General features: G+C 74.9%; 21 protein-coding genes. 14 read left to right on the plus strand and 7 right to left on the minus strand.

Annotation, left to right across the window (positions count from 1 at the left end):
* Window positions 1–160: 160 nt before the first annotated feature.
* On the minus strand, window positions 161–445 hold the full coding sequence (locus C8E97_RS09145) for an Lrp/AsnC family transcriptional regulator (RefSeq protein ID WP_121011164.1): 285 nt from the start codon (window positions 443–445) through the stop codon (window positions 161–163).
* 36 nt (window positions 446–481) lie between these two features.
* Entirely contained in the window at window positions 482–2197 is a 1716-nt protein-coding gene (locus C8E97_RS09150; RefSeq protein ID WP_121003442.1) for a DEDD exonuclease domain-containing protein, read from the minus strand.
* Window positions 2198–2303: 106 nt separating this feature from the next.
* Between C8E97_RS09150 and C8E97_RS09155 the strand changes: the two genes are divergently transcribed.
* The 4 genes from C8E97_RS09155 (at window position 2304) to C8E97_RS09170 (ending at window position 7448) form a co-directional block, all read left to right on the plus strand.
* A complete protein-coding gene (locus C8E97_RS09155) occupies window positions 2304–3653 on the plus strand; it encodes an NYN domain-containing protein (protein WP_425470499.1) in 1350 nt (449 codons plus the stop codon).
* A 297-nt stretch (window positions 3654–3950) separates the two neighbouring features.
* Window positions 3951–4982, plus strand: coding sequence for a C40 family peptidase (locus tag C8E97_RS09160; RefSeq protein WP_121003444.1), 1032 nt, complete (start codon window positions 3951–3953; stop codon window positions 4980–4982).
* 59 nt (window positions 4983–5041) lie between these two features.
* Window positions 5042–6307 carry a basic secretory family protein gene (locus C8E97_RS09165; RefSeq protein ID WP_246018772.1) on the plus strand — a complete coding sequence of 422 codons (1266 nt, stop codon included), beginning with the start codon at window positions 5042–5044 and terminating at the stop codon, window positions 6305–6307.
* Window positions 6308–6317: 10 nt separating this feature from the next.
* Complete coding sequence (locus tag C8E97_RS09170; RefSeq protein WP_121003446.1) at window positions 6318–7448, plus strand: glycosyltransferase family 4 protein; 1131 nt, start codon at window positions 6318–6320, stop codon at window positions 7446–7448.
* Between the two features lie 216 nt (window positions 7449–7664).
* Here C8E97_RS09170 and C8E97_RS09175 read toward each other — a convergent pair whose 3' ends face one another.
* Window positions 7665–10655 (minus strand): AfsR/SARP family transcriptional regulator, encoded by a 2991-nt coding sequence (locus tag C8E97_RS09175; protein WP_121003448.1) that lies wholly within the window; start codon window positions 10653–10655, stop codon window positions 7665–7667.
* A gap of 256 nt (window positions 10656–10911) precedes the next feature.
* Window positions 10912–12720, minus strand: a complete 1809-nt coding sequence (locus C8E97_RS09180; RefSeq protein WP_121003450.1) for an AMP-dependent synthetase/ligase — start codon at window positions 12718–12720, stop codon at window positions 10912–10914.
* A 93-nt stretch (window positions 12721–12813) separates the two neighbouring features.
* On the opposite strand from C8E97_RS09180, the gene C8E97_RS09185 reads away from it, so the two are divergent.
* From C8E97_RS09185 to C8E97_RS09210, 6 genes are read left to right on the plus strand one after another with little or no spacing between them, the layout of a single operon-like run.
* Window positions 12814–13212, plus strand: a complete 399-nt coding sequence (locus C8E97_RS09185; RefSeq protein WP_121011173.1) for a polyketide cyclase / dehydrase and lipid transport — start codon at window positions 12814–12816, stop codon at window positions 13210–13212.
* A 10-nt stretch (window positions 13213–13222) separates the two neighbouring features.
* The gene (locus C8E97_RS09190) at window positions 13223–14011 is read left to right on the plus strand and encodes a metallophosphoesterase family protein (protein WP_121003452.1); all 789 of its coding nucleotides are present in this window, start codon (window positions 13223–13225) and stop codon (window positions 14009–14011) included.
* A gap of 27 nt (window positions 14012–14038) precedes the next feature.
* Entirely contained in the window at window positions 14039–14476 is a 438-nt protein-coding gene (locus tag C8E97_RS09195; protein WP_121003454.1) for an SRPBCC family protein, read from the plus strand.
* Complete coding sequence (locus C8E97_RS09200) at window positions 14473–15666, plus strand: ArsA family ATPase (protein ID WP_121003457.1); 1194 nt, start codon at window positions 14473–14475, stop codon at window positions 15664–15666. The genes C8E97_RS09195 and C8E97_RS09200 overlap by 4 nt, the downstream gene beginning before the upstream one ends.
* A complete protein-coding gene (locus C8E97_RS09205; RefSeq protein ID WP_121003458.1) occupies window positions 15666–16004 on the plus strand; it encodes a hypothetical protein in 339 nt (112 codons plus the stop codon). The genes C8E97_RS09200 and C8E97_RS09205 overlap by 1 nt, the downstream gene beginning before the upstream one ends.
* Window positions 15998–16969 carry an ROK family glucokinase gene (locus C8E97_RS09210; protein ID WP_121003460.1) on the plus strand — a complete coding sequence of 324 codons (972 nt, stop codon included), beginning with the start codon at window positions 15998–16000 and terminating at the stop codon, window positions 16967–16969. Before C8E97_RS09205 ends, C8E97_RS09210 begins: the two co-directional genes overlap by 7 nt.
* 175 nt (window positions 16970–17144) lie before the next feature.
* Here the strand turns inward: C8E97_RS09210 and C8E97_RS09215 are convergent, their stop codons facing one another.
* Entirely contained in the window at window positions 17145–17600 is a 456-nt protein-coding gene (locus tag C8E97_RS09215) for a hypothetical protein (RefSeq protein WP_121003462.1), read from the minus strand.
* Window positions 17601–17802: 202 nt separating this feature from the next.
* On the opposite strand from C8E97_RS09215, the gene C8E97_RS09220 reads away from it, so the two are divergent.
* The 3 genes from C8E97_RS09220 to C8E97_RS09230 all read left to right on the plus strand — a co-directional run bounded on the left by C8E97_RS09220 (window position 17803) and on the right by C8E97_RS09230 (window position 20171).
* A complete protein-coding gene (locus tag C8E97_RS09220; RefSeq protein WP_121003464.1) occupies window positions 17803–18531 on the plus strand; it encodes a lysophospholipid acyltransferase family protein in 729 nt (242 codons plus the stop codon).
* A gap of 23 nt (window positions 18532–18554) precedes the next feature.
* The gene (locus C8E97_RS09225) at window positions 18555–19067 is read left to right on the plus strand and encodes a polyadenylate-specific 3'-exoribonuclease AS (protein ID WP_121011176.1); all 513 of its coding nucleotides are present in this window, start codon (window positions 18555–18557) and stop codon (window positions 19065–19067) included.
* Window positions 19068–19145: 78 nt separating this feature from the next.
* Window positions 19146–20171, plus strand: coding sequence for a 6-phosphofructokinase (locus C8E97_RS09230; RefSeq protein ID WP_121003466.1), 1026 nt, complete (start codon window positions 19146–19148; stop codon window positions 20169–20171).
* A gap of 220 nt (window positions 20172–20391) precedes the next feature.
* Here the strand turns inward: C8E97_RS09230 and C8E97_RS09235 are convergent, their stop codons facing one another.
* Complete coding sequence (locus C8E97_RS09235; RefSeq protein WP_170211705.1) at window positions 20392–21822, minus strand: DUF2891 family protein; 1431 nt, start codon at window positions 21820–21822, stop codon at window positions 20392–20394.
* Between the two features lie 64 nt (window positions 21823–21886).
* On the opposite strand from C8E97_RS09235, the gene C8E97_RS09240 reads away from it, so the two are divergent.
* The gene (locus C8E97_RS09240; protein ID WP_121003470.1) at window positions 21887–23275 is read left to right on the plus strand and encodes a class II 3-deoxy-7-phosphoheptulonate synthase; all 1389 of its coding nucleotides are present in this window, start codon (window positions 21887–21889) and stop codon (window positions 23273–23275) included.
* Between the two features lie 629 nt (window positions 23276–23904).
* Here the strand turns inward: C8E97_RS09240 and C8E97_RS09245 are convergent.
* On the minus strand, window positions 23905–25986 hold the full coding sequence (locus C8E97_RS09245; protein ID WP_121003472.1) for a Stk1 family PASTA domain-containing Ser/Thr kinase: 2082 nt from the start codon (window positions 25984–25986) through the stop codon (window positions 23905–23907).
* Window positions 25987–26021: the final 35 nt, after the last annotated feature.

The raw sequence follows: 26021 nt of genomic DNA on the forward strand, positions 1-26021 counted from the left end.
TCGGCGGGGCCGCGTGCGTCGGCCGGGCACCGCGCCGAACGGGTGGCTCGGGCGTGCGCGCCCCGGCGGCTCGGGGGCCCCGGTGCGGAGCGGCTCGGGCTGGAGCGGTTCAGGCCGGGGCGGCTCGGGCTCGGGTGGTCCGGGCTCGGGCGGCCGGCGATCAGGCGTCGTCCAGGCCGACGGCGAACGCCGCCTCCGTGTCCCGCTTCGAGTAGGACCGGAACGAGATGTGGGTGTCGGTGTTCAGCACGCCGGGCACCTTCGAGATGCGACCGGGCACGAGGTCGGCCAGGTCCTCGTGCCGCGCGACCTTCACCAGGGCGATGAGGTCGACGTCACCCGCGCACGAGTACACCTCCGTGACGCCTTCGATGTCGGCGATCGCCTGTGCCGCGTCCGGAATGGTCTCGGCGGCGGCCTGGATCAACACGATCGCGGTGATCACAGCGTCCTCCTTGGTCATGGTCGGGTGGTCCACATGCTAATGGCCGGTGATCCGGTACTGGTCGCGGCCGGCTTCCGCGCGCTCCACCCAGGCGCGCCACGACCCGGCCGCGTGCGCCGGCGACGTCCACGGCCGGTCGCAGCGCACGAGCCGGGTGCCCGGCCGGTCGAGCCAGCGGAGGATCACCGACGCCTCCTCGGGCGGCGCGCCGTGCAGGGGGCCGGGGCCGGGCAGCACCGTCTCGGCGGACGCGACGAGGGCGTCCACCACGGGCATCGGCGGCACGCCCCGGCGCGCCACGCCCGCCGACGCCAGCCGACCGTGCCGGACCACGGCGAACTCCCAGCCGCCCGACCCGTCCGGCCGGGCCGCCACCAGTTCCGGCAGCGCCGCCAGGCCGGCGAGGCGCTGGCCCCGGTCGAGCGACCGGACGAGGCCCGCCAGCCGGTCCCGGTGGGCGGCGGCGTCCTCGAACCGCTGCGTGCCGGACAGCTCGGCCAGGCGGTCGGCCGCGACCCGCAGCGGGGCGGTGTCGGCGCCGTCCACCAGCGACCGGAGCGCGTCGACGGCCGGCGCGTAGTCGGCCGCGGACTGCCGCCCCGCGCAGGGCGCCCGGCAGCGGTCGAGCTCGTGCAGCGCGCAGGGCGTGCCGCGCGGGTTCCGCGCCGGGATGCGCTGGGAGCACGCCCGCAGCGGCACGGCGTCCAGCAGGGCCTGCTGGGCGGCTTCCGCGAGGCGGCGGGACCGGAACGGGCCGATCGCGCCGGCGCGGGGCACGCGGACCAGGGAGAGGCGGGGGAACGGCTCGTCGGTCAGCGCGAGCCACCACCAGCCGCCCTGGTTCCTGGAGCGCCGGTTGTAGGCGGGCTTGTGCGCCGTGAGCAGCCGCAGCTCCCGCACCTCCGCTTCGAGGGCGTGCGCGCACACCACGCCGTCGACCCGGACGGCGAGGGCGACCATCTCGCGCAGCCGCCGCCTGCCCTCGGAGGCGGTGAAGTACTGGCGGACCCGCTTGCGGAGGTCCGAAGCGGTGCCGACGTAGAGCACCTCCTCGTTCGGGCCCCGGAACAGGTACACGCCCGGCGCGGACGGCAGGTGCGCGGCCAGTTCGCGCTTGCGCCGCTGCTCGGGCGTCACCTCGGGCAGGTAGGCGAGCAGCTCCTCCAGGGAGTGGACGCCGACCGGGCCCACCCGCTCCAGCAGGTGGTGCAGCACCTCCACGGTCGCCCGCGCGTCGGTCAGCGCCCGGTGGTTGGGCGCGGTGTCGACGCGGAACAGCTCGGCCAGCGCGGAGAGGCGGCAGCTGGGCGCCTCGTCGCGGGACAGCACGCGGCGCGCGAGCTTCACCGTGCACAGCACGGTCGGGCGGGGCCAGCGGTAGCCGTGCCGCTCGCACGCGGCCTTCAGGAAACCCACGTCGAACCCGGAGTTGTGCGCCACGAGCACCGAGCCGGCGGCGAACTCCAGGAACGCGGGCAGCACCGCCGTCAGCCGGGGCGCGCCCGTGACCATGAGCTGGGTGATCCCCGTCAGTGCCACCACCTGGGGTGGAATTCCGCGCTCCGGGTCGACCAGGGTGGCGAAGGTGCCGAGCACCCGGCCGCCGCGCACCTTCACCGCGCCGATCTCGGTGATCGCGTCCTCGGCCGCGCTGCCACCGGTCGTCTCCAGGTCGAACACGACGAAGGTGGTGTCGCGCAACGGGGTGCCCAGCTCGTCGAACGACAGCTGGGAGGCGGCCGAGGTAGTCATCGCCGGGCACGGTAGCGCCGGGGTACGACAATCTTCGATTCCCACCGGCCCGCCGGTGCGGCGACGGTGGTCGGTGTCAACGGTCACGGGGCCGTAGCCTGTACGGGTGCAAGACCCGATAGCGCCCGAGGACGAGCTCGTGACCGGAGAGCCGGACGCGCCCGTCGAGTCCACTGTGGACTGGGGCGCGCTGCCGGAACCGCTGCGCGCCCGCCTGGCGGAGCTGAGCGCGGACGCCCTGGGCGACCTGGCGAAGGTCGACGTGCCGCAGCCCCTCCGGGCGGTCGCGCGGTTCGCGCCGACCAAGCGCGCCCGGCTGGGCGGCCCGTCGCTGCTCGGCGGCCTGCGCACCTCCTCGAACTTCCGGATGGCCGTGGTGGAGTGGCTGCGGCGGAACCGGCCGTCCGCGCTGGAGGTGACGGCGCCGGACCCGGTGGCGGCGGGCGCCGCCGCGATACTCCTGGGCGAGGAGGTCGCGGCGCACTTCGTCGAACTCGTGGCGCGGCGGGCGACGGAGGCGGCGCTGCGGGGCGAGCGCGACACCGCCGTGCAGCGCGCGGAGCGCCTGGAGCTGGAGCTGGCGCGGCTCCGGGCCGAGCGCGCGGAGTCGACCGGCCTCACGGACAAGGTCCGCGAGGAGGCCGAGGTCGAGCTGGAGCGGCTGCGGAAGCGCCTGCGGGAGCAGGGCGTGCGGCTGCGGGAGGCGAAGGACCGGGCCGAGACGGCGCAGGCGGAGGCCGAGCGGGCGCGGGCGGAGGCCGAGGCCGAGGTGCGCCGGATCACCGCCGAGCGCGACCGCGAGCGCGAGCGGGCCGAGCACGAGCGCGCCAAGGCGCAGCGGGCCGTGGCCGACGCCGAGGTCGCCCGCCAGTCGGCCAAGGAGGCCCGCCAGGCCGACGAGGTGCGGCTCGCGCTGCTGGTCGACACCCTCGACGGCGCGGTGAACGGCCTGCGGCGGGAACTGGCGCTGGGCGGCGCGGGCCCGCGGCCGGCGGACCTGGTGCGCGGCGCGAGCGCGGCGCAGGGCGCGGTGGGCCGGGTGGAGGACCCGGCGGCGCTGGACCGGTTGCTGGCGCTGCCCGCCGTGCACCTGATCGTCGACGGCTACAACGTCACCAAGACCGGCTACCCGGAGCTGTCCCTGTCCGACCAGCGCGACCGGCTGGTGCACCAGTTGGCGGTGCTGGCGGCGCGCACCGGCGCGGAGGTGACGCTGGTGTTCGACGGCGCGGGCGTGGTGGCGGTGCCGACCAGCGCGCCCAGGGGCGTGCGCGTCCTGTTCAGCGATCCGGGCGTGCTGGCCGACGACGTGATCCGGGCCCTGGTGACGGCCGAGCCGGAGGGCCGACCGGTGGTCGTGGTGACGTCCGACCGGGCGGTCGCGGACTCCGTCCGACGGCGGGGCGCGCACCCCGTGCCGTCGGCGGTGCTGCTGGCGCGACTGGGCCGGGTGTGACGCGCGTCCTGTTTTTCACACCACTTGTGGTCACAGCGCGAGGTCACGGCTCGACCGATCGTGGATCGTTGTCAACCTGAAAGGATTTGGGGCCGCTGTGGGTGGACGCGGAGGCTCACCTTTCGTAACCTGGCCGAGACCTCGCGGCGGTGCAGTCACCCATCCTGGGTGGCGACGCGAGTTCCCGCCGAATCGGCCTGTCGGGGTGCCGAGCCGGAACTACCGAATCTGCCGGGCAGCCGCGGACACGCGCGCCCGACCGGTAGGCGGTCCAGACGTGAGGAGTGACACGCGACTGTGGCGTCGCAACGACTCAAGCACGGTGTGCGCGGGGCGATCGCCGCGACGGCGGTGGCCGCCGCGGCGGTGGGCGTCATGCCCGTTCCCGCCGGAGCTCAGCCGAACACGGCTTCCGATGCGCTGAAGAGGTACAACGAGCTGGCCGAGCAGGCCACCAAGCTCAACGAGGAACTCCTGCGCGCGGAGGAGCAGCGCAACGCCAACCAGGGCCTGCTCGACCAGGCCAACGCCGACCTGGCGCAGGCCGCCCAGGCGGGCGACCTCGCCCGGCAGGACGAGGAGACCTTCCGCGGCCAGGTCGACAAGCTGACCGAGGCGTCGTTCGAGGGCGCTCGGTTCAACCAGCTCTCGGCCCTGCTGGTGAGCGACTCGCAGCAGGACTTCCTCAACCGCATGTCGGCGCTCGGCGTGCTGGCGGCGGACAACGGCGAGGCGCTGAACCGGCTCTCCGGCGCGGTGAGCGCGGCCGACGCGGCGAAGACCGCCGCCGCGGACGCGCAGAGCCGCGCGCAGCGGGCGTCCGACGAGTCGACCAAGATCGCCGACGACATCAAGAAGCGCCAGAACGAGCTGAACGGCCAGATCGAAGAGGTGCGCGCCCAGCTCAACCGGCTGAACGCGACCGAGCGCAGGACGCTGACCGACCCCGGTGACCGGTCGCAGATCGCGGTGCCCTCGGGCACGGCGGGCCGGGCGCTGGAGTTCGCGCTCCAACAGCGCGGCGACATGTACCTGTACGGCGGCAACGGCCCGGACCGGTGGGACTGCTCGGGCCTGACCACCGCCGCCTACGCGGAGGCCGGTGTGCGGATCCCGCGCACCAGCGGCGGCCAAGCGGGCGTCGGGCGCGCGGTGTCGCGCGCCGAGGTCACCGCGGGCGACCTGGTGGTCTACAACGGCGGCAACCACGTCGGCATGGCGGTGGACAACGCGCGCGTCGTGCACGCGGCCACCGAGGGCGTGCCGGTGAAGATCGTGCCGCTGGAGGCGCCCGGCTCCATCTACGCGATCCGCCGCGTCGAGGGCTGACCGGTGACCGGCGGGGCCGCGCCGCGTGGCGGTGGCCCCGCCGACTACCTTGGCACCGCGTGAGCCGCTTCCGGGTCCTGCTGGCCGCGCTGACGGCCGCGGCGTTCCTGTGCGGGCTGGCGGTGGCCGTGTCGCCGGCCGACCCACCGGCCGCCTCGACGGCGGCCGGGGAACCCCGCGCGCGGGCGGTGCGCGACCTGCTGGACCGCCGGGCCCGCGCGGTGCTGGCGCGCGACGAGGCCGCGTTCACCGCCGACCTCGACCCCGCCGCCGACGCGGGCTTCCGGCAGCGGCAGCACGACCTGTTCCGCAACCTCGCGGCCGTGCCGCTGGACGGGTGGGAGTACCGGCTGGCCGGCGACGGCGACCTCGGCGGCGTACGACCGCCCGCCGCCGACGAGTCGTGGGCCCCCGAGCTGCGGCTCGCCTACCGGCTGCGCGGCGTCGACGCCACGCCCAGCACGCAGGTCATGGCCTACCTGTTCACCCGCCGCGGCGACCGGTGGTACCTCAACTCCGACACCGCCCTGGAACCGGCGGGCAGGCGCACCTGGCGCGGGCCGTGGGACTTCGGGCCGTGCCACGTGCTGACCGGTGCGGGCGGGTTCGTGCTCGGCCACCCCGGCAGCGAGCCGCTGGCCGCGCGGGTGCTGGCCGAGCTGGACACCGCCGTCGCCGCGGTGACCGAGGTGTGGGGCCCGTCCTGGACGCGGCGGGTGGCGGTGCTGATACCGGCGGACGCGCGGGAGTTGCAGGCCCTGGTGGGTCCGGCGTTCGCGGACGGGACGATCGCGGGCGTCGCGGTCGCCGACCGGGTGGACGCCGGCACGCGCACCGCGCAGGGCCAGCGGGTGGTGCTCAACCGGGACAGCGCGAGCGCCCTGTCCCCGTTGTCGCTGCGGGTGCTGTTGCGGCACGAGATCACGCACGTCGCGGCGCGCGGCGAGACCGCGGACGGCGCGCCCCTGTGGCTGCTGGAGGGTTTCGCGGACTACGTGGGTCACCGCGACGGCGACGTGCCGCCGCGCAGGGCCGCGCCCGCGCTGGCCGAACGGGTGCGGACCGCGCCGCCGACCGGGCTGCCGCCGGACGCGCGGTTCCAGGGCGGCGACCGGGAACTGGCCTACCAGGAGTCGTGGTCGTTCCACCTGTACCTGGCGCGCCGGCTGGGCGAGCCGCGCCTGGTCGAGACCTACCGGCGCGTGGCGGGCGCGGGGCGGGTCACCGACGAGCGGCTGGACGCGCTGGTGCGGGAGGCGACGGGCGTCGGCGTCGAGGAGCTGGTGCGGGGCTGGCGGGAATTCCTGCCGGCGACGTTCCCGTAACCTCAGGCGGGTGCGTCGGACCCTCCTGGTGACCAATGACTTCCCGCCCCGGCCCGGTGGCATCCAGTCCTACCTGCACGCGCTGGCCATGCGGCTGCCGGACCTGGTGGTCTACGCGCCGTCGTGGGAGTCGCCGTCGGGCTCGCACCCGGAGTTCGACGCCGTGCAGCCGTTCGAGGTGGTGCGGCACCACGGGACGCTGATGCTGCCGACGCCGGACGTGCTGGCGCGGGCGTCGGACATCGTGCGGTCCCGCCGGTGCGAGGCGGTGTGGTTCGGCGCGGCCGCGCCGCTGGCGCTGCTGACGCCGTGGCTGCGGGACGCGGGCGCGCAGCACGTGGTGGCGTCCACGCACGGGCACGAGGTCGGCTGGTCGATGCTGCCGGGGGCCCGGCAGTCGTTGCGCGCCATCGGGTCCGCCGTGGACGTGGTGACGTTCGTGAGCCGGTACACGAGGTCGCGGTTCGCCGCCGCGTTCGGGCCGATGGCCGCGCTGGAGCACCTGCCGTCCGGTGTGGACACCTCGGTGTTCGCGCCCGACCCCGCCGCGCGGCGGGAGATCCGCGCCCGGTACGGCCTGGGCGACCGGCCGGTCGTGGTGTGCGTGTCGCGGCTGGTGCCGCGCAAGGGCCAGGACGTGCTGGTGCGGGCGCTGCCGGAGATCCGGCGGCAGGTGCCCGGCGCGGCGCTGCTGCTGGTCGGCGGCGGCCCGCACCGGAAGGCGTTGGCGCGCTTGGCCTCCTCGGTCGGGGTGGCGGACCACGTGGTGCTGACCGGTTCCGTGCCGTGGTCGGAGCTGCCCGCGCACTACAACGCGGGCGACGTGTTCGCCATGCCGTGCCGCACGCGCGGTCGCGGGCTCGACGTCGAAGGGCTCGGCATCGTCTACCTGGAGGCGTCGGCCACGGGGCTGCCCGTCGTGGCCGGCCGGTCCGGCGGCGCGCCGGAGACCGTGCGGGACGGCGACACCGGCACCGTGGTGGACGGCCGCTCGGTGCCCGCCGTGGCCGCCGAGGTCGGCCGGCTGCTCGCGGACCCGGACCTGGCGGCGAAGATGGGCCGGGCGGGTCGGGAGTGGGTGTCCCGCGAGTGGCGCTGGGAGGACCTGGCCGCGCGCCTGGCCGGGCTGATCGACGGCTGACGACGCCCGCCCGCGTGGTGGGCCGCTCGGACGCGCCAGCCCGCCCGGCCGCTCGGGTGCGGCGGTGCTTCGGGCGGCTCGGGCGCGGCGGTGCTCGTCGGGCGGCTCGGGCGCGGCGGTGCTTCGGGCGGTGCGGTCCCGCTCGGGCGCGGTGGCGGTCGGTCCCGGCGGTGCCCGGCGCGCACCCGGGCCTCGGCGGTCGTGCGGGCGCGGTGCTCAGTCCCGCGGTGCTCGGTCCTGGCGGCGACCGGGCCCGCCCGGCGCGCGTCCGCACACCTCGCCCGGAGCGCCCGACCCGGCGGCGAGTTCGGCCCGCGCCGCGCGCTCGACGATCCGCAGCCCCTGCCGCGTGGCGAGGGCGAGGGCCTCCCCGCACAGCGCCGCGGCCTCCTCCGGTTCGCCCCGCAGCCGCCGCACGCCCGCGAGCCCGACCAGCGCGTTGGCCTCGCCGAACCGGAACCCGATGCGCCGGGCCTTGGTGAGCGCCTGCTGGAACTGCTCGTCGGCGGTGCGCAGGTCGCCCAGGTCCCGGTGCGCCGACGCCATGACCACCAGCACGTTCGTGGTCACGCGCTGGTCGCCGTCGTCCCTCAGCTCGGCCAGCGCCCGCTCCGCCGACGCCAGCGCCGCCGCGGGCTCGCCCAGGTCCAGCCGCACGGCGGCGACGGCTTCCAGCGCGCGGGCGGTCGCCGTCCGGAACCCCGACTCGCGGCTGAGCCGCAGCGCCTCGGCGAGCTGCTCCAGCGCGCGGCCCGGCTCGCCCCGGAGCCGGGCCGTCACGCCGAGCAGGGTGCGGGCGGCGATCTCGCCGGCGCGCAGGCCGTCCGCCGTGCTCGCCGCGAGCGCCTCGCCGAACAGGTCCTCCGCCTCGGCGAGGCGGTCGGCGTCGATCGCCAGAACGCCCAGGCCGGTCAGCACCGCCGTCTCACCCGACCGCGGCCCGCCGGACCGGCGGTTGAGCGCCAGGCACGCCTCCAGGTCGGCCCGCGCGCCCGCGAGGTCGCCCGCGTCCAGCCGCACCAGCCCCAGCGCACCGCGCACGCCCGCCTCGGAGGTCCGGTCGCCGGACGCCCGGTGCAGCTCGACCGACCGCTCGTACTGGGCGATGGACGTCTCGAAGTCGCCCAGCCGCCAGTGCAGGGCGCCCAGGTTCTGCCGCATCGCGGCCTCGCCCGCCCGGTCGCGCTGCTCGTGCGCCGCGTCCAGCCCGTAGTGGGCGGTGGTCAGCCACTCGGTGACGTGCTTGCCGAGCCACAGGTAGCCGCGCAGGCCGTCGGCCAGCCGCCACGAGACCTCCGCCGGACCGCGCTCGGCGGCCGACCGGATCGCGGCGGTGAGGTTCGCGCGCTCGGCGTCCAGCCACGCCCTGGCCTGCGCGGCGGTCTCGACGCGGGGCAGCCGCACGGCCCCGCCGTCGGTCGCGGGCAGCCGCATGAGGTCCGGGTAGAGCAGGTCGGCGCAGTGGTCGACGGCGCGCACGTAGAACCGGAGCAGCCTGATCCGCGCCTGCGTGGTGTCCTCGGCCGGTTCGGCGGCGAACCGCGCCGGCTCCTCGTGGAACGCGTACCGCCCGCCGTGCGCCCGCAGCAGCCGCGCGGCGGCGAGCTGGGCCAGCAGCGCGGCGGCGGTGTCCACCGGCAGGTCGGCCGCGTTCGCCGCCGCCTCGGCCGTGAAGTCCGGCCCCGGCACCGCGCTGAGCAGCCGGAACAGGCGGCGGGCCGCGGGCGGGAGGTCGGCGTGCGCGAGTTCGCGCGGGTGGCGGTCGCCGAGGCGGTCCAGGTAGCGGGCCACCGAGCCGCCGCCGATCGACGCGGCGGCGATGCGCAGGGCCGGCGGCAGGCGGCCGCAGCGCTCGGCCAGCTCCTCGGCGGGCGCGCCGGTGCGGCCCAGCAGCTCCAGCGCCTCGGCCGTGGTCAGCGGCTCCAGGGCGATCCGCCGCGCGCCGTCCACGGCGATCAGGCCGCGCAGGTCGTCCCGGCTGGTGATCAGCACCGGGCAGCCCGCCGCGCCCGGCAGCAGCGGGCGGACCTGGTCGGGCGCGGTGGCGTCGTCCAGCACCAGCAGCATCCGGCGGCCGGCCAGCAGCGAGCGGAACAGCGAGCCCTGCTCGTCGTGGTCCACCGGGATCTGCTCCGGCGGCACGCCCAGCGCCCGGAGGAACCCGGTCAGCACGTCCGCCGCGGCGGGCGCCGGACCGGGCGCGTGCCCGCGCAGGTCCACGTACAGCCGGCCGTCCGGGAACCGGTGGCGCAGCCGGTGCGCGAGCCGCACCGCGAGCGCCGTCTTGCCCACCCCGGCCACGCCGGTCAGCACCACGATGGGGACCGCCGTGCCGGTCTCGTCCGGCGCGATCAGCCGGGTGATCCGGTCGGCCACCTCGACCCGCCCGACGAACCCCGGCACGTCCGGCGGCAGGTCGTCGGGCACGTCCGGGTCGACCCGCTCGGCGGGCGCGGCCAGCGCCGGGTCGCCCACCAGGATCGCCTGGTGCAGCCCGCGCAGCTCCGGGCCGGGCTCGATGCCCAGCTGGTCGCCCAGCAGCCGGTCGACCCGCCGGAACGCCTCCAGCGCCTCGGCCTGCCTGCTGCACCGGTACAGGGCGACCATCAGCTGCGCCCAGAACCGCTCCCGCAGCGGGTGGTCCGAGGTCAGGCCGCGCAGCACCGGCACCAGGCGCTCGTGGTTGCCCAGGGCGAGCTCGACGTCGTTGCGCTCCTCGTGCGCGACCATCAGCCGCTCGGTCAGGCGCGGCACCTCGTCGTGGCGCAGCGACTCCGACGGCACGTCGGCGAGCGCCGGACCGCGCCACAGGTCCAGCGCGCCCGCGTACAGGTCGGCGGCGCGTGCCGGCTCACCCCGCCGCGCGGCCTGGCGGGCCAGGTCGGCGGCGGTGGCGAAGCGGTGCACGTCCACCTGCTCGGGCGTCACCACCAGCCGGTAGCCGTCGGGCGTGGTGCGGATCAGCGAAGGGTCGCCCAGCAGTTGCCGCAGCCGCATGACGTAGGTCTGGAGGGTGCCGCGCGTCCGCGCGGGCGGATCGGCGCCCCACAGGAACGCCACCAGCTCGTTCACCGGCACCACCCGGCCCGCGCGCAGCGACAGCGCCGCCAGCAGCGCCCGGTGCTTGCCCGCGCGCACGGCGACGTCACGGCCGTCGATGCGCACCGCGAGGGGACCGAGCAGCCCGACCGACGGACCCGATCCCATCCTCTTCTCCTCGGCCGGCGCGTACCGCGTGCCCCCAGCCGGCCACCGCTGACGGCGCGAGTCACCGCCGCGTCAGCGATACGACAGCGCGCTCGGGCAGTCTTGGGACGTCCCGGTTGGGGGACCGGGACAACAGAACTTCTCGAATCCGCGCCAGCGGATGACGATCACTGGGGGTCGAGTGGCCCGCACCGGGTTCCGGTGCGGGCCACTCGTCTGTCCGCCAGCACTCTAGGCCACCGGGCCGGGCCGTGTCTCAATTCGCGTAAATCGCCTCGATGTCCTGCTTGTAGGTGGACGCCACGACCGAGCGGCGCAGCTTCAGGCTCGGCGTCATCTCACCGCCCGCCTCGGTGAAGTCCACCGGCAGGATGCGGAACTTCTTGATCGCCTCGGCCTTGGACACCGCCTCGTTGGCCTCGTCCACGGCCGCCTGGATCACACCGCGCAACGTCTCGTCGTCGAGCAGGTCCGCCACGGTCGCCGACGTCGGCTTGCCGTGCTGCTCCTTCCACGCCGGGAAGAACTCCGGGTCGATGGTGATCAGCGCGCCGATGAACGGCTGCGCGTCGCCCACCACCATGCACTGGCTGATCAGCGGGTGCGCCCGCAGGCGGTCCTCCAGCAGCGCGGGCGACACGTTCTTGCCGCCCGCCGTGACGATGATCTCCTTCTTGCGGCCGGTGATCCGCAGGAAGCCGTCCTCGTCGAGCTCGCCGAGGTCGCCGCTGTGGAACCAGCCGTCCTCCAGCGCCTCCTCGGTGGCGGCGGGGTTGTTCCAGTAGCCGCGGAACACCACGTCGCCCTTGACCAGGACCTCGCCGTCCTCGGCGATGCGCACCGCGGTGCCCGCGACCGGGCGGCCGACCGTGCCCACCCGGAACGCCGCCTCGGTGTTCACGCACGCCGCCGCGCTGGTCTCGGTCAGGCCGTAGCCCTCCAGCACCGGCACGCCGACGCCGCGGAAGAAGTGCGCGAGCCGGTCGCCCAGCGGCGCGCCGCCGGACACCGCCGCGATGCACCGGCCGCCCAGCGCCGCCTGGAGCTTGGCGTAGACGAGCTTGCCGAACAGCGCGTGCTTGAGCTTCAGGCCGAGGCCGGGTCCGCCCGCGTCCAGCGCCTGGCTGTACTCGACGGCGGTCGCCTCGGCGGCGTCGAAGACCTTGCCCTTGCCCGCCGCGTGCGCCTTCTGCTTGGCGCCGTTGTAGACCTTCTCGAACACGCGCGGCACGGCCACCACGAACGTCGGCCGGAACGACTGGAGGTCGTCCACCAGGTTCCGCACGTCCGGGGTGTGCCCCAGGGTGACGCGCGTGTACACGCCGCACAGGGCGATCGCGCGGGCCAGGATGTGCGCCAGCGGCAGGAACACCAGCAGCGCGTTACCCGCCTGCATGAGCTGCGGGAACGCCGCCACGTCCGACCGCACCTCGGACAGCAGGTTGTGGTGGGTCAGCTCGCAGCCCTTGGGCCGGCCGGTGGTGCCGGAGGTGTAGACGATGGTCGCGGTGTCGTCCGCGCCGACCTCCTTGCGCCGCGCCCGCGCGTCGTCGTCGGACACGCCCGCGCCCAGCGCGGTCAGCTCGTCGATCGCGCCCGCCGCGTCCCCGCTCGGGCCCTCGACGCGCCACACGTTGCGCACCTCGGGCAGCCCGGCCACCACCGAGTCGACGGTCGCGTGGTGCGCGGCGGTCTCCACGAACACGGCCTTGGCCGACGAGTCGGACAGGATCCACTCGACCTGTTCGGCCGAGGACGTCTCGTAGATCGGCACCACCACGCAGCCCGCGTGCCAGACCGCGAAGTCCAGCAGCGTCCACTCGTAGCGGGTCTTGGACATCAGGCCGACCCGGTCGCCCGGTCGCAGGCCCGCCGCGATCAGGCCCTTGGCGACCGCCAGCACCTGGGCGGCGAAGTCGCGGGCCGTGACGTCCACCCAGGTCCCGTCGACGCGGCGGCGGAAGCTGACGGCGTTGCCGAAGCGCTCCGCGTTCGCCCACACCATGTCGGTGAGGTTCTCCTCGGCAGCCACAGTGGCGGTGGCGGGGACGCTGAACTCGCGCACGTCGACCTCCGGACGTTGTTTGTTACCGGTGGGGAAACCTAGCCTGTGATTCCGGCGATACACCAGGCCGGTGGGGTGTTCCGTGACCGTGTCGTGGCACTCTTCCCAGCCGTGCCGAGCGTGGACGTGGTGGACGAGACATTCCTCGCAGTGCCTCCCGAGGTGGTGGCGGCGGCCTTCGCGGAGCCGTCGTCGTGGGCGCGGTACTGGCCCGACCTCATTCTGGACGTCTACCTCGACCGGGGCGCACGGGGACTGCGCTGGACGGTCGACGGCGCGTTGGTCGGGACGATGGAGGTGTGGCTGGAGCCGGTGCTGGACGGCACCCTGCTCCATTACTTCCTGCGTGCGGACCTGCGCGGCGAGGCGTCACCCGGACGCGTCCGAAAGGAGGTGCGCCGCCGCCAGTTGGCCGCCAAAGAGGTGTCGCTGGGCCTGAAGACGACCTTGGAAGGCGGGCGCGCACCCGGCGAGCCGCCCGCGCTGCCGTAGATTTCGAGGTGTGCGGGTTCACGTCGTCTCGGATGTCCACGGCAACGCGGAAGCCCTCGCCAGGGCGGGCGACGGCGCCGACGCCCTCGTGGTCCTGGGTGACCTGGTCGACTTCGTCGACTACCACGACCACGGCAAGGGCATCCTCGGCCGGGTCTTCGGCGCGGAGAAGGTCGAGGTCTTCGCCCGGCTGCGGCGCGGCCGGGCGGGCACGGAGACCGTGCGCTACATCCGGTCGCTGTGGGACAGCCTGGACGACGCGGCGTCCGTGGTGCGGGAGGCCGTGCTGGAGCAGTACGCCGAGCTGTTCGCCGCGATGAGCGCCCCGACCTACGCGACGCCGGGCAACGTGGACAGCCCCGAGCTGTGGCCGCGGTTCGCCCACGACGGCGTGCACGTGCTCGACGGCGACGCGGTGGAGATCGGCGGCCTGCGGTTCGGGTTCGTCGGCGGCGCGCTGCGCTCGCCGGGTTTCGTGCGGCGGCCCGGCGCGCCCTGGTACCCCTACCTGCGCACCGAGGAGGAGTTCGGCGCGGCGCTCGCCCGCGTGGGCGAGGTGGACGTGCTGTGCACGCACATCCCGCCCGCCGTGGCGGAGCTGACCTACGACGTGGTCGCGCGCCGGCCCGAGCTGGGCTCCACGTCGCTGCTGGAGGTCATCGGGCGGACAGGGCCGCGCTGGTCGGTGTTCGGGCACGTGCACCAGCCGATGGCGCGCCGGGTGCGCGTCGGGTGGACGGAGTGCGTCAACGTCGGCCACTTCCAGCGCAGCGGCACGCCCCACGTGTTGCGCTGGTGACCGCGGCCACCGGGTAGCCTCCCCGGCATGGCCGACGAGTCCACCCAGTCCATCGTCATCGACGCGGCGCCCTCGGAGATCGTTGCGGTGATCGCCGACTTCGACGCGTACCCGGCGTGGGCCAACGGGATGAAGCGCACCGAGGTGTTGGAGACCAGGGCGGACGGCTACGCGGCGCAGGTGAAGTTCAACATCGACCAGGGCCCGATCAAGGACGAGTACGTCCTCGCCTACGACGAGTGGTCGCCGCGGCGGATCTCGTGGCACCTGGTCAAGGGGCAGATGCAGAAGTTCCAGGAAGGCAGCTACGTCTTCACCGAGCGGGGCGGCTCGACCGAGGTGACCTACACGCTGTCCGTGCAGCTCGTGGTGCCGATGATCGGCCTGTTCCGGCGCAAGGCCGAGAAGATGATCATGGACACGGCGCTGAAGGAGCTCAAGCGCCGCGTGGAAAACGCTGGATGAGCGCACGCCTGCTGCTGTTCACCGGCAAGGGCGGGGTCGGCAAGACCACCCTCGCCGCCGCCACCTCGGCCGCGTTGGCGGCCGGCGGGCGCAAGGCGCTGGTCGTGTCGACCGACCCGGCGCACTCCCTGGGCGACGCGTTCGGCGTCACCCTCGGCGTCGAGGCCACCGAGGTCGACGCGGGCCTGCACGCCGCGCAGGTCGACCCCCGCGCCCTGGTCGACGGCTCGTGGCGGGAGCTGCGCGGTCACCTGCGGACCGTGCTCGCCGGCGCGGGCGTCGACGAGCTGGCCGCCGAGGAGCTGACCGTGCTGCCCGGCGTGGAGGAGCTGCTGGCGCTCACCGAGGTGCGCCGCCTCGCGGTGACCGGCCCGTGGGACGTCGTGGTGGTCGACTGCGGCCCGACCGCGGAGACGCTGCGGCTGCTGGCGCTGCCCGAGGCGGTCGGGTCCTACCTGGAGCGGCTGTTCCCGACCCACCGCCGGGTGGTGCGCGGCCTGCTGGCCGGGCTCGCGGGCGGCGCCGCGTCGGTCGAGAGGTGGGACGCCACCGCCGACGCGCTCGGCCGGCTCGCGGAGCGCCTCGACCAGCTGCGCGGCCTGCTGACCTCGGCGGACACCAGCGTCCGGCTGGTGCTGACGCCCGAGCGGGTGGTCGCGGCCGAGACCAGGCGCACGGTGACCGCGCTGGCGCTCCAGGGCATCCGCGTCGACGGCGTGGTGGCCAACCGGCTCGTGCCCGACCCCGGCGGCGACACCGGGCAGGCGGCGGCGTGGCTGCGGACCCGGCGGACCGAGCAGGAGGCCGTGCTCGCGGCGCTGGCCGACCTGGGACCGGTGCGCACCGTCGAGCACCGGGCCGCCGAACCGGTCGGCGTGCCCGCCCTGCTGGCCGTCGCCGACGCCCTCTACCGGGGGGCGGACCCGCTGGCGGGCGACGGCGCGGACGAGCCGCTGATCGCCGTCGACCGGGTCGGCGACGAGTACGAGCTGCGGCTGTCGCTCGCCGTCGGCGACTCCGACCTCGACCTCGCGCGGGTCGGCGACGACCTGGCGGTGACCGTCGACGGCCGGCGCAGGCTGATCGCCCTGCCGTCGCTGCTGCGGCGCTGCGAGGTCGTCGGCGCGGAACTGGACGACACCGGGTTGGCGGTGCGCTTCCGCCCCGACCCCGACCTCTGGATGCGGTGATGGACGCCAAGCTCGCCGAAGAACTGCGCCTGCTGCTCGACGCCGCCGCCGACCGCGCCCAGCCGTGGCTGCACAGGCTCGCCGCCGACGGCGGGCACGACGCCCGGACCTGCGGCTGGTGCCCGCTGTGCAACGCGGTGGCCCTGGTCCGCGGCGACCGCTCGGAACTCGCGGCCCGCGCCGCCGAGCACGTCTCCGGCCTGATCGCCCTGCTGCGGGAAGCCCTGGCCGAACCGGTCGACCGGCCCGGCGGCGCGGACGAGCAGCCGCCCGCCGAGCCGCGCGTGCAGCGCATCCCCGTGGTGCGGTCGGCGGGGACCCGGCGGACACCGTGCTGACCGTCGGCGTCGACGTCGGCGGCACGAGCGTCCGGGCCGGCGTGGTGGACGCCGACGGGGCGGTCCTCGACACGGCGCGCGCACCGACCCCGTCCGGGGAGGAGTCGCTGGAGGAGGCCATCGGCGCGGCCGTGGCCGAGGTCGCCTCCCGCCACCGGGTCGGCGCGGTCGGGCTCGCCGTGGCCGGGTTCGTCGCGGCCGACCGGCGGCGGGTGCTGTTCGCGCCGCACCTGGCGTGGCGGCAGGCGCCGGTCGCCGAGCGCATCGCGCGCCGCGTCGGGCTGCCCGTGGTGCTGGAGCACGACGCCAACGCGGCGGCGCTGGCCGAGCACCGGTTCGGGGCGGCGCGGGGCGCGCGCATCGCGTCCCTGGTGGCCCTCGGCACCGGCATCGGCGGTGCGCTGCTCGTCGACGGCGAGGTCTTCCGGGGCGCGCACGGCGTGGCGCCCGAACTGGGGCACCTGCGGCTGGTGCCCGACGGTCGGCCCTGCCCGTGCGGCAGGCACGGCTGCTGGGAGCGCTACTGCAGCGGCACGGCCCTGGCCGCGACCGCCGTGGAACTGCTGGCCCGCCACCCCGGTGGGTCGACCCTGCTGGCGCGGGAAGCCCTGGGCGACTCCCGCGCGGTGACCGGGCGGCGGGTGGCGGCGGCGGCGCGCGACGGCGACCCGCTGGCGGAGCGCGCCATGTCCGACCTGGCGCGCTGGCTGGGCGAGGGGCTGGCGCTGGTCGCCGACGTCTACGACCCCGAGGTGGTGGTCATCGGCGGCGGCGTGTCGGAGTCCGCGCCCCTGTTCCTGGACGAGGCGCGGGAGCGGTACGCGTCCGTGGTGACCGGGGCGGGGCACCGGCCGCTGGCCCGCATCCGGACGGCCCAGCTGGGTGACGACGCCGGCATCGTGGGCGTGGCGGTCCTGGCGCGTGAGCTGGTCGCGTCGCGCTCGGTCCGCAACGGCTGTCGCTGACGTTCCGGGGCCGGCCGATGGCGGGGCCGTCGTTCCGGGCGTCGGCTGACGCCTCCGGGCGTGCGGTGGGCGGGTCGTCGTTGCGGGCGTCGGCGTCGGTGGCCGTGGTGGGCCGCCCGGACTGCTTCCGCCCGCCCTTGGACGGCCTGCCGTTGCGGGGGACCGCCCCGCCGCCCTAGAGGACCGCCCCGTCGTCCCAGCCCGAGTCCGGCGGCGGGTTGTTGCGGATGCGCAGCACGAGCCAGCCGACACCCGAGCACAGCACGGCCAGCGCCAGCGGCGTGCCGATCCGCGAGGACAGGCCGAACAGCCCCGGGAACAGCAGCAGGACCAGGCCGAGCAGGACCAGCGCGAGCGCGGCGATGGTGCCCGCCCGCAACGCGGGCAGCGGCGGCGGTTCCGGCGGCACGAAGTGGTCGTCCGGGTCGTCGTCCTGGTCCTCGTCGGCCGTCGCCACGGTGCGCCTGCCCTCCGGGCGGGACGGCTTGACGGGCTCCGCCTCGTCCTCCGGCTCGGCTTCGTCGTCCGGCCAGGTCTTGCCGACGCCTTCGCGTGCCAGACCGGCCACGATCTCGGCGAAGGTGGCGTCCACGTCCTCCGGGCCGTCCGTCGAGTCGCGTCGGGAGTTCATCGGCGTGCTCCAGCCCTCCGGTCGTGCAGGCGAGGTCCCTCTGCCGGCACCCATCGTCCCACGAGCCGGTTGTGTTGCGGATTACGGCAGCCGGTGGCACTTGGGGCCGCACCGCCCGAACGCGGGTCTTCGTTGTGCCCCGTGCCGTCGGCTCCGTACCCTGACGCCGGGGATCAAGCACGTCGAGGAGGCGCTCCCAGCAGTGCTCTACTGGTTGATGAAACACATCTTTCTCGGGCCGCTCCTGAAGCTGTTCTTCCGACCCCGGATCATCGAGGGCGCGGAGAACATCCCCAAGGAGGGCGGCGCCATCCTGGCCTCCAACCACCTCGCGGTCTCCGACTCGTTCTTCCTGCCGCTGAAGCTGTCGAGGCGCGTCACCTTCCCGGCGAAGATCGAGTACTTCACCGGCAAGGGGCTCAAGGGCGCCTTCCAGCGCTGGTTCTTCGCCGGCGTCGGCCAGGTGCCGATCGACCGGTCCTCGGCGTCGGCCGCCCAGGGCGCGCTGGACACGGGCGTGCGGATCGTCCGGGAGGGCAAGCTGCTCGGCATCTACCCCGAGGGCACCCGCTCGCCCGACGGCCGGCTGTACAAGGGCAAGGTCGGCGTCGCGTGGATCGCGCTGGAGTCCGGCGCGCCGGTCATCCCCGTGGCCATGTTCGGCACCGACAAGGCCAACCCCATCGGCTCCCGGATGTGGCGACCGCACCCGATCCGCATCAAGATCGGCAAGCCGCTGGACTTCTCCCGGTACGCGGGGCTGTCCGGCGACCGGTTCGTGCTGCGGTCCATCACCGACGAGATCATGTACGCCCTGATGGAGCTGTCCGGCCAGGAGTACGTCGACGTGTACGCCGCGAAGGCCAAGGAGGTGCAGGGCGCGCCGCCCGCGAAGGACGTCGATCGGTTGCCCGGAACGAAGGCCGGCTGAACCGCACCCCTAAGGTGGGCGCGGTGCGGTTCTTCTACGACTGTGAGTTCATCGAGGACGGGGTGACGATCGACCTCGTCTCCATCGGGGTGGTGGACGAGGAAGGCCGCGAGTTCTACGCCGTGTCGACCGAGTTCGACCCGGAGAAGGCGGGGCCGTGGGTCCGGGCCAACGTGCTCAACCAGCTGCCGCCGCCCGCCGACCAGGCGTGGCGCAGCCGGGAGCGCATCCGCCACGACCTGCTGGACTTCCTCGGCGGGCCCAAGGCCAACCGCGACGACATCGAGCTGTGGGCCTGGTTCGCCGCCTACGACCACGTCGCGCTCGCGCAGCTGTGGGGCCCGATGCCCGCGCTGCCGCGCTGCCTGCCGCGCTTCACCCGCGACCTGCGCCAGCGCTGGGAGGACGTGGGCAAGCCCCGCCTCCCGACGCCGCCCGCCGACGCGCACGACGCGCTCGCCGACGCCCGCCACAACCTGGCCCGGTGGAAGGTGATCGAGACCGAGCGCCTGCGCCGCGGGTTCGCCGTCCGCTGAGTGGACGCACGCTTGCTGCACCGATCCAGGTCGTGACAGTCTTGGGTGACCCACGCCACGAGGAGATTGGCTAAGCAGATGCGTATTGGTGTGCTCACCGGCGGTGGTGACTGCCCAGGGCTGAACGCGGTGATCCGCGCCGTGGTCCGCAAGGGCATCGAGGTCCACGGGTGGGAGGTCGTGGGCTTCCGCAACGGCTGGCAGGGCCCCGTCGAGGGGTTGACCAGGCCGATCGGGCTCCCCGACGTCGAGGACATCCTGACCAGGGGCGGCACGATCCTCGGCTCGTCGCGCACCAACCCGTACAAGCTGGACGGCGGCGTCGACAAGATCCGCAAGGTGCTGGCCGACGAGGGCGTCGACGCGTTGGTGGCGATCGGCGGCGAGGACACGCTGGGCGTCGCGAAGCGCCTCACCGACGACGGCATCGGTGTGGTCGGCGTGCCGAAGACGATCGACAACGACCTGGGCGCGACGGACTACACCTTCGGCTTCGACACGGCCGTGCACATCGCGACGGAGGCGATCGACCGGCTGCGCACGACCGCCGAGTCCCACCACCGCGCCCTGGTGGTCGAGGTCATGGGCCGGCACGCGGGTTGGATCGCGCTGCACTCGGGCCTGGCCGGCGGTGCGAACGTGATCCTCGTGCCGGAGCGCGAGTTCAGCGTCGCGAAGGTCGTCGAGTGGGTGGAGCGGCGGTTCGAGAAGCAGTTCGCGCCGATCATCGTCGTCGCCGAGGGCGCGGTGCCCGAAGGCGGGGCCGAAGTGCTGCACTCCGGCGAGAAGGACGCCTTCGGCCACGTCCGCCTGGGCGGCGTCGGCACCTGGCTGGCCGAGGAGATCGCCCAGCGCACCGGCAAGGAGTCCCGCGCGGTCGTGCTCGGCCACACGCAGCGCGGCGGCATCCCGACGGCCTACGACCGGGTGCTGGCCACGCGCTTCGGCCTGCACGCGGTCGACGCGGTCGCCGAGGGCGACTTCGGCGTGATGGTGGCGCTGCGCGGCACCGACATCGTGCGCGTCAAGCTGTCCGAGGCGACGGCGGAGCTGAAGACCGTGCCGCTGGAGCGCTACGCCGAGGCCGAGGTCTTCTTCGGCTGAGGAAGCTGAACACGGCACGCTGAACACGGCACGCTGAACACGGCACGCTGAAGGCGACACGCCGGGCGGGGACCGCCGAGCGGGGAACGCCGGGCGTGCCGCGCCCGACGCCGAGGCGCTCCCGGACGGACTCGATCCGTCCGGGAGCGCCTTCGTCGCGTTCCAGGGAGAGCCGTGCCGGTCGATGCCGTGCGCGACCGGGTTGTGCGTGCCGGGGCCGTCAGAACGCGCCGACGCTCAGGTAGGCCGCGAACGTGCCCAGCCAGTGCTCGGCGTAGTACCCGTGGCCGAACACGTGGCGAAGGCCGGCCTCCCGGTGCGCCGCGGCGGCGGCGCGGGACAGGTCCGCGTAGCGGTGGTCGGGCGGCAGGGCGTCGGCGATCGACCGCCAGTGGCACGCCCGCGACAGCGCCAGGCCGGCCAGGTGCGACCCGTACGGGTCGTCCGGGTGGTCAACGGGCACGGGTTCGCGCAGGGACTTCCACCGCGCGTCGTCGAGGTCGGGCAGGAAGCGCTCGAACCACACCGGGAAGTCGCCCGGCGACAGCACCCGGCGCATCAGGTCGGCCTCGGTCAGCGCGGGCGACAGGAAATCGGCGGCATCCGGCTCGAACCCGCCGTAGGCCCGGTCGTCCAGGTGCCACCGCGCCGCCGCCTCCGCGCACACCCGCGCCAACTCCCCGTCACCCACGGCCTCCGCCGCGTCCAGCACCAGACCGGTGGCGAACGCGGTGTTCGCATGGGTGCCCGCGCGGACCGGCAGCCGTGCGGCGGAGGCCCACTCCAGGTAGCGGTCGCGCAGGACGGCGCTCAGGGGGCGCAGGTTCGCCGCCCACCGGCAGACCGACTGGTCGGACGCCTGCCGCTGGAGGGCCGATGGGGCGGACGGCCGCCGGGTCGTCGGGTCCGGCAACGGGGCGGGCGGCGGCGCGGCGGGGTTCGCCGGCGGCGGCGCGGGCGACCCCGCTGCCGGGCCCGACCCCGCTGCCGGGTCCGACGGCGCCGCGGGCGGGTTCGGCGACCGGACGTGCGGCGGCACTGCCGACGGACCGGACGACGAAGCGGTCGACGGCTGCGCCGGCCGCTGCACCGACGAGGCCGGTGAGGCGTCGCCGTCGGGTGGCGTCGGGGGCCCACCCGCGTGTGGTGCCCGTGGTCGGTCCGCGTGCGGTGGCCGGTCGGGTGGTGGCTGGTCCGGTGATGGCCGGTCGGGTGGTGGCTGACCGTGCGGTGGGCGCGGCGTCGCGGCCCACGTTCGCAGCTCCGCGTCCAGCGCCAGCAGCCATGCCCAGCCGTACGGGCGTTCCCAGAACGCGCCGCTCGGGCCGCCGAAGAAGTCGGCCTCCGCCCGGCAGCCCTCCGCCGTGATCAGCCCGTCCAGCGCCCGCCGCGCCTCGTCGGCACCGGGCAGGTGCGGGCGCAGGCGCAGCAGGCGCACGGCCAGCCACGTCTGGTGCACGCACGAGTGCCAGTCGAACGCCCCGGCGAACACCGGGTGCAGCACCCGCTGCGGCACCAGTCGCGCGTCGTCGGACACCACGTGCGACCAGAGCACGGGGTGGTCGCGCCGGACGTTCGCCACCGCCGTCGACAGCAGCCGGGAGGCGGTGCCGTCATCGAGCGGTATGTCATCCGTTCGGGCGGTCGACATGCTCTCCATGATGCACAGGCCAACCCGCCCCCGTCTCGCCGTGCGGACCGCCTACGCTGGACACGTGAACTGGACCGTGGACGTGCCCGTCGACACGCTTCCCGAGCTCCCGCCCCTGCCGCCCGAGCTCCGCACGCGCCTGGACGACGCGCTGGGCCGCCCGGCTGCCCAGCAGCCGGAGTGGCCGGACGCCGAGCAGGCGCGCCGGGTGCGGGCAGTGCTGGAGAGCGTGCCGCCCATCACCGTGCCCGCCGAGATCGACCGCCTGCACAACAACCTCGCCGAAGTGGCCCGCGGCAAGGCGTTTCTCCTCCAGGGCGGTGACTGCGCCGAGACGTTCGCGGACAACACCGAGCCCCACATCCGCGCCAACGTCCGGACCCTGCTCCAGATGGCCGTCGTCCTGACCTACGGCGCGAGCCTGCCGGTCGTGAAGATCGGCCGCATCGCCGGTCAGTACGCCAAGCCGCGCTCGTCGAACATCGACGCGCTCGGCCTGCCGTCCTACCGGGGCGACATCGTCAACTCGCTCGTCACCACGCCAGAGGCACGCGTGCCCGACCCGTCGCGGATGATCCGGGCGTACGCGAACGCGGGCGCGGCGATGAACCTGCTGCGGGCGATGACCACCGCGGGCATGGCCGACCTGCACCGGCTGCACGAGTGGAACAAGGACTTCGTCCGCACCTCGCCCGCCGGTGAGCGGTACGAGGCGCTGGCCGCCGAGATCGACCGGGGCCTGCGGTTCATGTCGGCGTGTGGCGTCGAAGACTCCTCTCTGCACACCACGGAGATCTTCGCGTCACACGAAGCGCTCCTGCTGGACTACGAGCGTGCGCTCCTGCGCCTGGACACCAACGGTGACCGGCCCAGGCTGTACGACCTGTCGTCGCACTTCCTGTGGATCGGCGAGCGGACCCGGCAGCTGGACGGCGCGCACATCGCGTTCGCCGAGCTGCTCTCCAACCCGATCGGCCTCAAGATCGGCCCGACCACCACCCCGGAGATGGCGGTCGAGTACGTCGAGCGGCTCGACCCGTACCACCAGCCCGGCCGGCTGACGCTGATCAGCCGCATGGGTAACGGCAAGGTGCGCGACGTGCTGCCCGCGATCGTCGAGAAGGTCACCGCGTCCGGCCACCAGGTCATCTGGCAGTGCGACCCGATGCACGGCAACACCCACGAGTCGTCCACCGGCTACAAGACGCGGCACTTCGACCGGATCGTGGACGAGGTGCAGGGCTTCTTCGAGGTGCACCGCAGGCTTGGCACGCACCCCGGTGGCATCCACATCGAGCTGACCGGCGAGGACGTCACCGAGTGCCTGGGCGGCGCCCAGGAGATCTCGGACACCGACCTGGCCGGCCGCTACGAGACCGCCTGCGACCCCCGGCTGAACACCCAGCAGTCGCTGGAGCTCGCCTTCCTGGTCGCGGAGATGCTGCGCAGCTGACCCACCCCGCCCCGACCGTGCCCCGGCGGCCCCGGACCCAGCTCCGGACCGCCGGGGCACGGTCGTGTCCGAGGCCCTGAGCGGTCCGCGCACCGATCGCCGCACCAACCGCCGAGGCCGGCTGAGACCGCCGCGACGGCCGAGGGCGACCGGGCGGGACGGGAACCCGGCCGCGGGCCGCCCGGTGGGCGCGCACCGGGCGGCTGCCGAACGGCCGGGCGCGACCCGGCGACCCTCCTCCCGGAGGTGATCGGGCGACGGGACGGACCCCCGGGGCGCGCGACGGCCGGTGAGCGGGCAGTGGCCGGACAGCGGGCTCTGGCCGGAGCGCTCTGCCGGGTGCACGCGGCAGGGCAGCGGCACGAGGCAGGTCGCGCGAGGAACCGCGGGTGGAGTCGCGGCTCGCACCGGTGGCACGTGACCCGAAGGCGGGACACGGCCTGCCGGCGGAGCGCCGCCGGACCACGGCACGCGGCCGGAAAGCAGGAGGCGGACCGGGGGCGGACGGCGGGCAGGACCAGGGAGGACGTGGCCGGCACGGGAGCGGTGATCGTATCCATGCCGCCACGCTAGCCCGAACATGCGTTCGAAACGAGGGCTGGACACGATCGTGTCGGAAGGACCCCCGATCAGGGGGTCCAGACGGCGATGATGGTGATCTTCGTGCCCTTCGGCACCCGCTCACCTGCCCTGATCGACTGATTGATGACCCTCGCCCGGTCGCGCCCGTGGAGCTGGACGTCCACCTCCAGACCGGCCTTCTCCAGGGTCTCCTTCGCCTCCCTGACCCGCTTGCCCTCCACGTGCGGCACGGTCACCCCGCGATCCGCCGCGATGATCACGGTGACCCGCTTGTCGGTCCCGAGCGCCGTGCCCGCCGCCGGGTTGGTGCGGACCACCCGGCCGCCGTCGACCTCGCCCGACGGCTCCTCCGGACCCTCGACCGGCTCGAACCCCGCCGCCGACAGCTCCGCGAACGCCTCGTCCTTCGTCTTGCCCTTCACGTTCGGCACCGGCTTGGGCTCGACGCCCTTGCTGAGCACGACGACCACCGTGCTCCCGATGTCCACGGCCGTGCCGGGCGCGGGCTTGAGCGTCACCACCTTGCCCTTGGGCACCCGGTCGTCGAACACGTCCGCCCCCGCGTCGAGCCGCGACCGCAACCCGACGGAGGTGAGTTCCCGTTCGGCCGCCGACGCGTCGGAGCCGGGCTGCACCTGCGGCACGACGGGCTTGCCGCGCGACACGACCACCCGCACCAGGTCGCCCTTGGTGGTCTCGATCCCGGCGGCCGGGTCGGTGCGCAGCACCTGCCCCCTGGGCACGCTGTCGCTGTTCTCCGTGGTCACCGCCGAGGTCAGGGAGGCCCCCTCGATGACGGCGACCGCGACGTCCTCCTCCTTGCCGATGACGTCGGGCACGGTGGCGACCCGGCCGATCGTCAGCCACCAACTGGTCAGGCCGATGAGGACCGCGGCGACCAACACGACGCTGAGCCACGTGATGAGCTGCTTCTTGCTGCGCGCCCGCATCTCCTCGTAGAGCTGCTCGGGCGTCTTCTTCTTCGGCGGCCGCCTGGGCCGCGCGGGTCTGGGGCGCGCCGGGCCGGAACGGGCCGCGACCTCCGTCCGGGGATCGCCGTGGGCCGCCTCCGCGACGGGCAACCCGCGTGGCAGCGCGCGGGTGCCCCGGGGGCCGACGGAGGCGGGCCTGTGCACCGGCACCGTCGCCTCGGGGTGCGCGACGGCGCCCACGCTCACGGGCAGCACGCGCTCGGTCTTCGGGTCCACGGCCGCCGACCCCGCCGCGGCCTGCGAGAACGCCGGCACCTCCGGGGCGCCCGGCGCGGCGTCGACGGCAGGCACGTCCGCGGACGCGATCCCGAGCCGGGCCCGCACCGTCTCCACCTCGGACAGGAACGCCTCGGCGTCCGCCGGCCGCAGGAACGGCTCCCGCCGCGTCGACCGGCGCACCAGCTCGGCCACCTCGGCGGGCACACCGGTCACCGCGGGCACGTCCTCGTTCACGTGCCGGTAGGCCACGGAGATGGCCGTCTCGCCGACGTAAGGCGGCGCGCCGGTCAGCATCTCGTACAGCAGCACACCGGCCGAGTACACGTCGCTGCGCGCGTCGGCCGTGCCGTTGGCGACCTGTTCGGGCGACAGGTACGCGACCGTGCCCAGGATCGTGGTGTCGCTGGTGATCCCCGGCGTCGCCACCGCCCGGACCAGCCCGAAGTCGGCGACCTTCACCGCGCCGCCGCGGCCGATCAGCACGTTCTCCGGCTTCACGTCCCGGTGCACGAGCCCGGCGCGGTGCGCGGCGGCCAGCGGCGACAGGACCCGCTCCAGCACGGTCAGCGCCAGCGGGACGTCCAGCGTGCCCCGCGCGGTCAGCAGGTCGCGCAGGGTGCCGCCCTCGACCAGTTCCATCACCAGGTAGACGCGGTCCTCGTCGACGCCCTGGTCGTGCACCGCGACGACGCCGGGGTGGTGCAGGCCGGCCGCCGCGCGGGCCTCGCGCTCGAACCGGGCCACGAACTGCGGGTCGGACGAGAACCGGGGGTCCATGACCTTGATCGCCACGGGCCGGTCCAGCCGCGTGTCGACACCCCGGTACACGGTGGACATGCCACCTCGTGCCACCAGGGCGCCCACTCGATAGCGGTGTTCGAGCAGCCCGCCGATCACGTTCGTCGCCGACCTTTCCACAGCCGTGGATCGTACGGTGGGGTCAGGTTGACCGG

Origin of the sequence: Saccharothrix australiensis, from assembly GCF_003634935.1 — a bacterium.
GTDB lineage: Bacteria > Actinomycetota > Actinomycetes > Mycobacteriales > Pseudonocardiaceae > Actinosynnema > Actinosynnema australiense.

Excerpts from the sequence above, each read along its gene's own strand:
- C8E97_RS09175 (WP_121003448.1), bottom strand. The coding sequence starts at position 10,655 with ATGGGATCGGGTCCGTCGGTCGGGCTGCTCGGTCCCCTCGCGGTGCGC.
- C8E97_RS09205 (WP_121003458.1), top strand. The coding sequence starts at position 15,666 with ATGGACGCCAAGCTCGCCGAAGAACTGCGCCTGCTGCTCGACGCCGCC.
- C8E97_RS09200 (WP_121003457.1), top strand. The coding sequence starts at position 14,473 with ATGAGCGCACGCCTGCTGCTGTTCACCGGCAAGGGCGGGGTCGGCAAG.
- C8E97_RS09235 (WP_170211705.1), bottom strand. The coding sequence starts at position 21,822 with ATGTCGACCGCCCGAACGGATGACATACCGCTCGATGACGGCACCGCC.
- C8E97_RS09195 (WP_121003454.1), top strand. The coding sequence starts at position 14,039 with ATGGCCGACGAGTCCACCCAGTCCATCGTCATCGACGCGGCGCCCTCG.
- C8E97_RS09150 (WP_121003442.1), bottom strand. The coding sequence starts at position 2,197 with ATGACTACCTCGGCCGCCTCCCAGCTGTCGTTCGACGAGCTGGGCACC.
- C8E97_RS09230 (WP_121003466.1), top strand. The coding sequence starts at position 19,146 with ATGCGTATTGGTGTGCTCACCGGCGGTGGTGACTGCCCAGGGCTGAAC.
- C8E97_RS09215 (WP_121003462.1), bottom strand. The coding sequence starts at position 17,600 with ATGAACTCCCGACGCGACTCGACGGACGGCCCGGAGGACGTGGACGCC.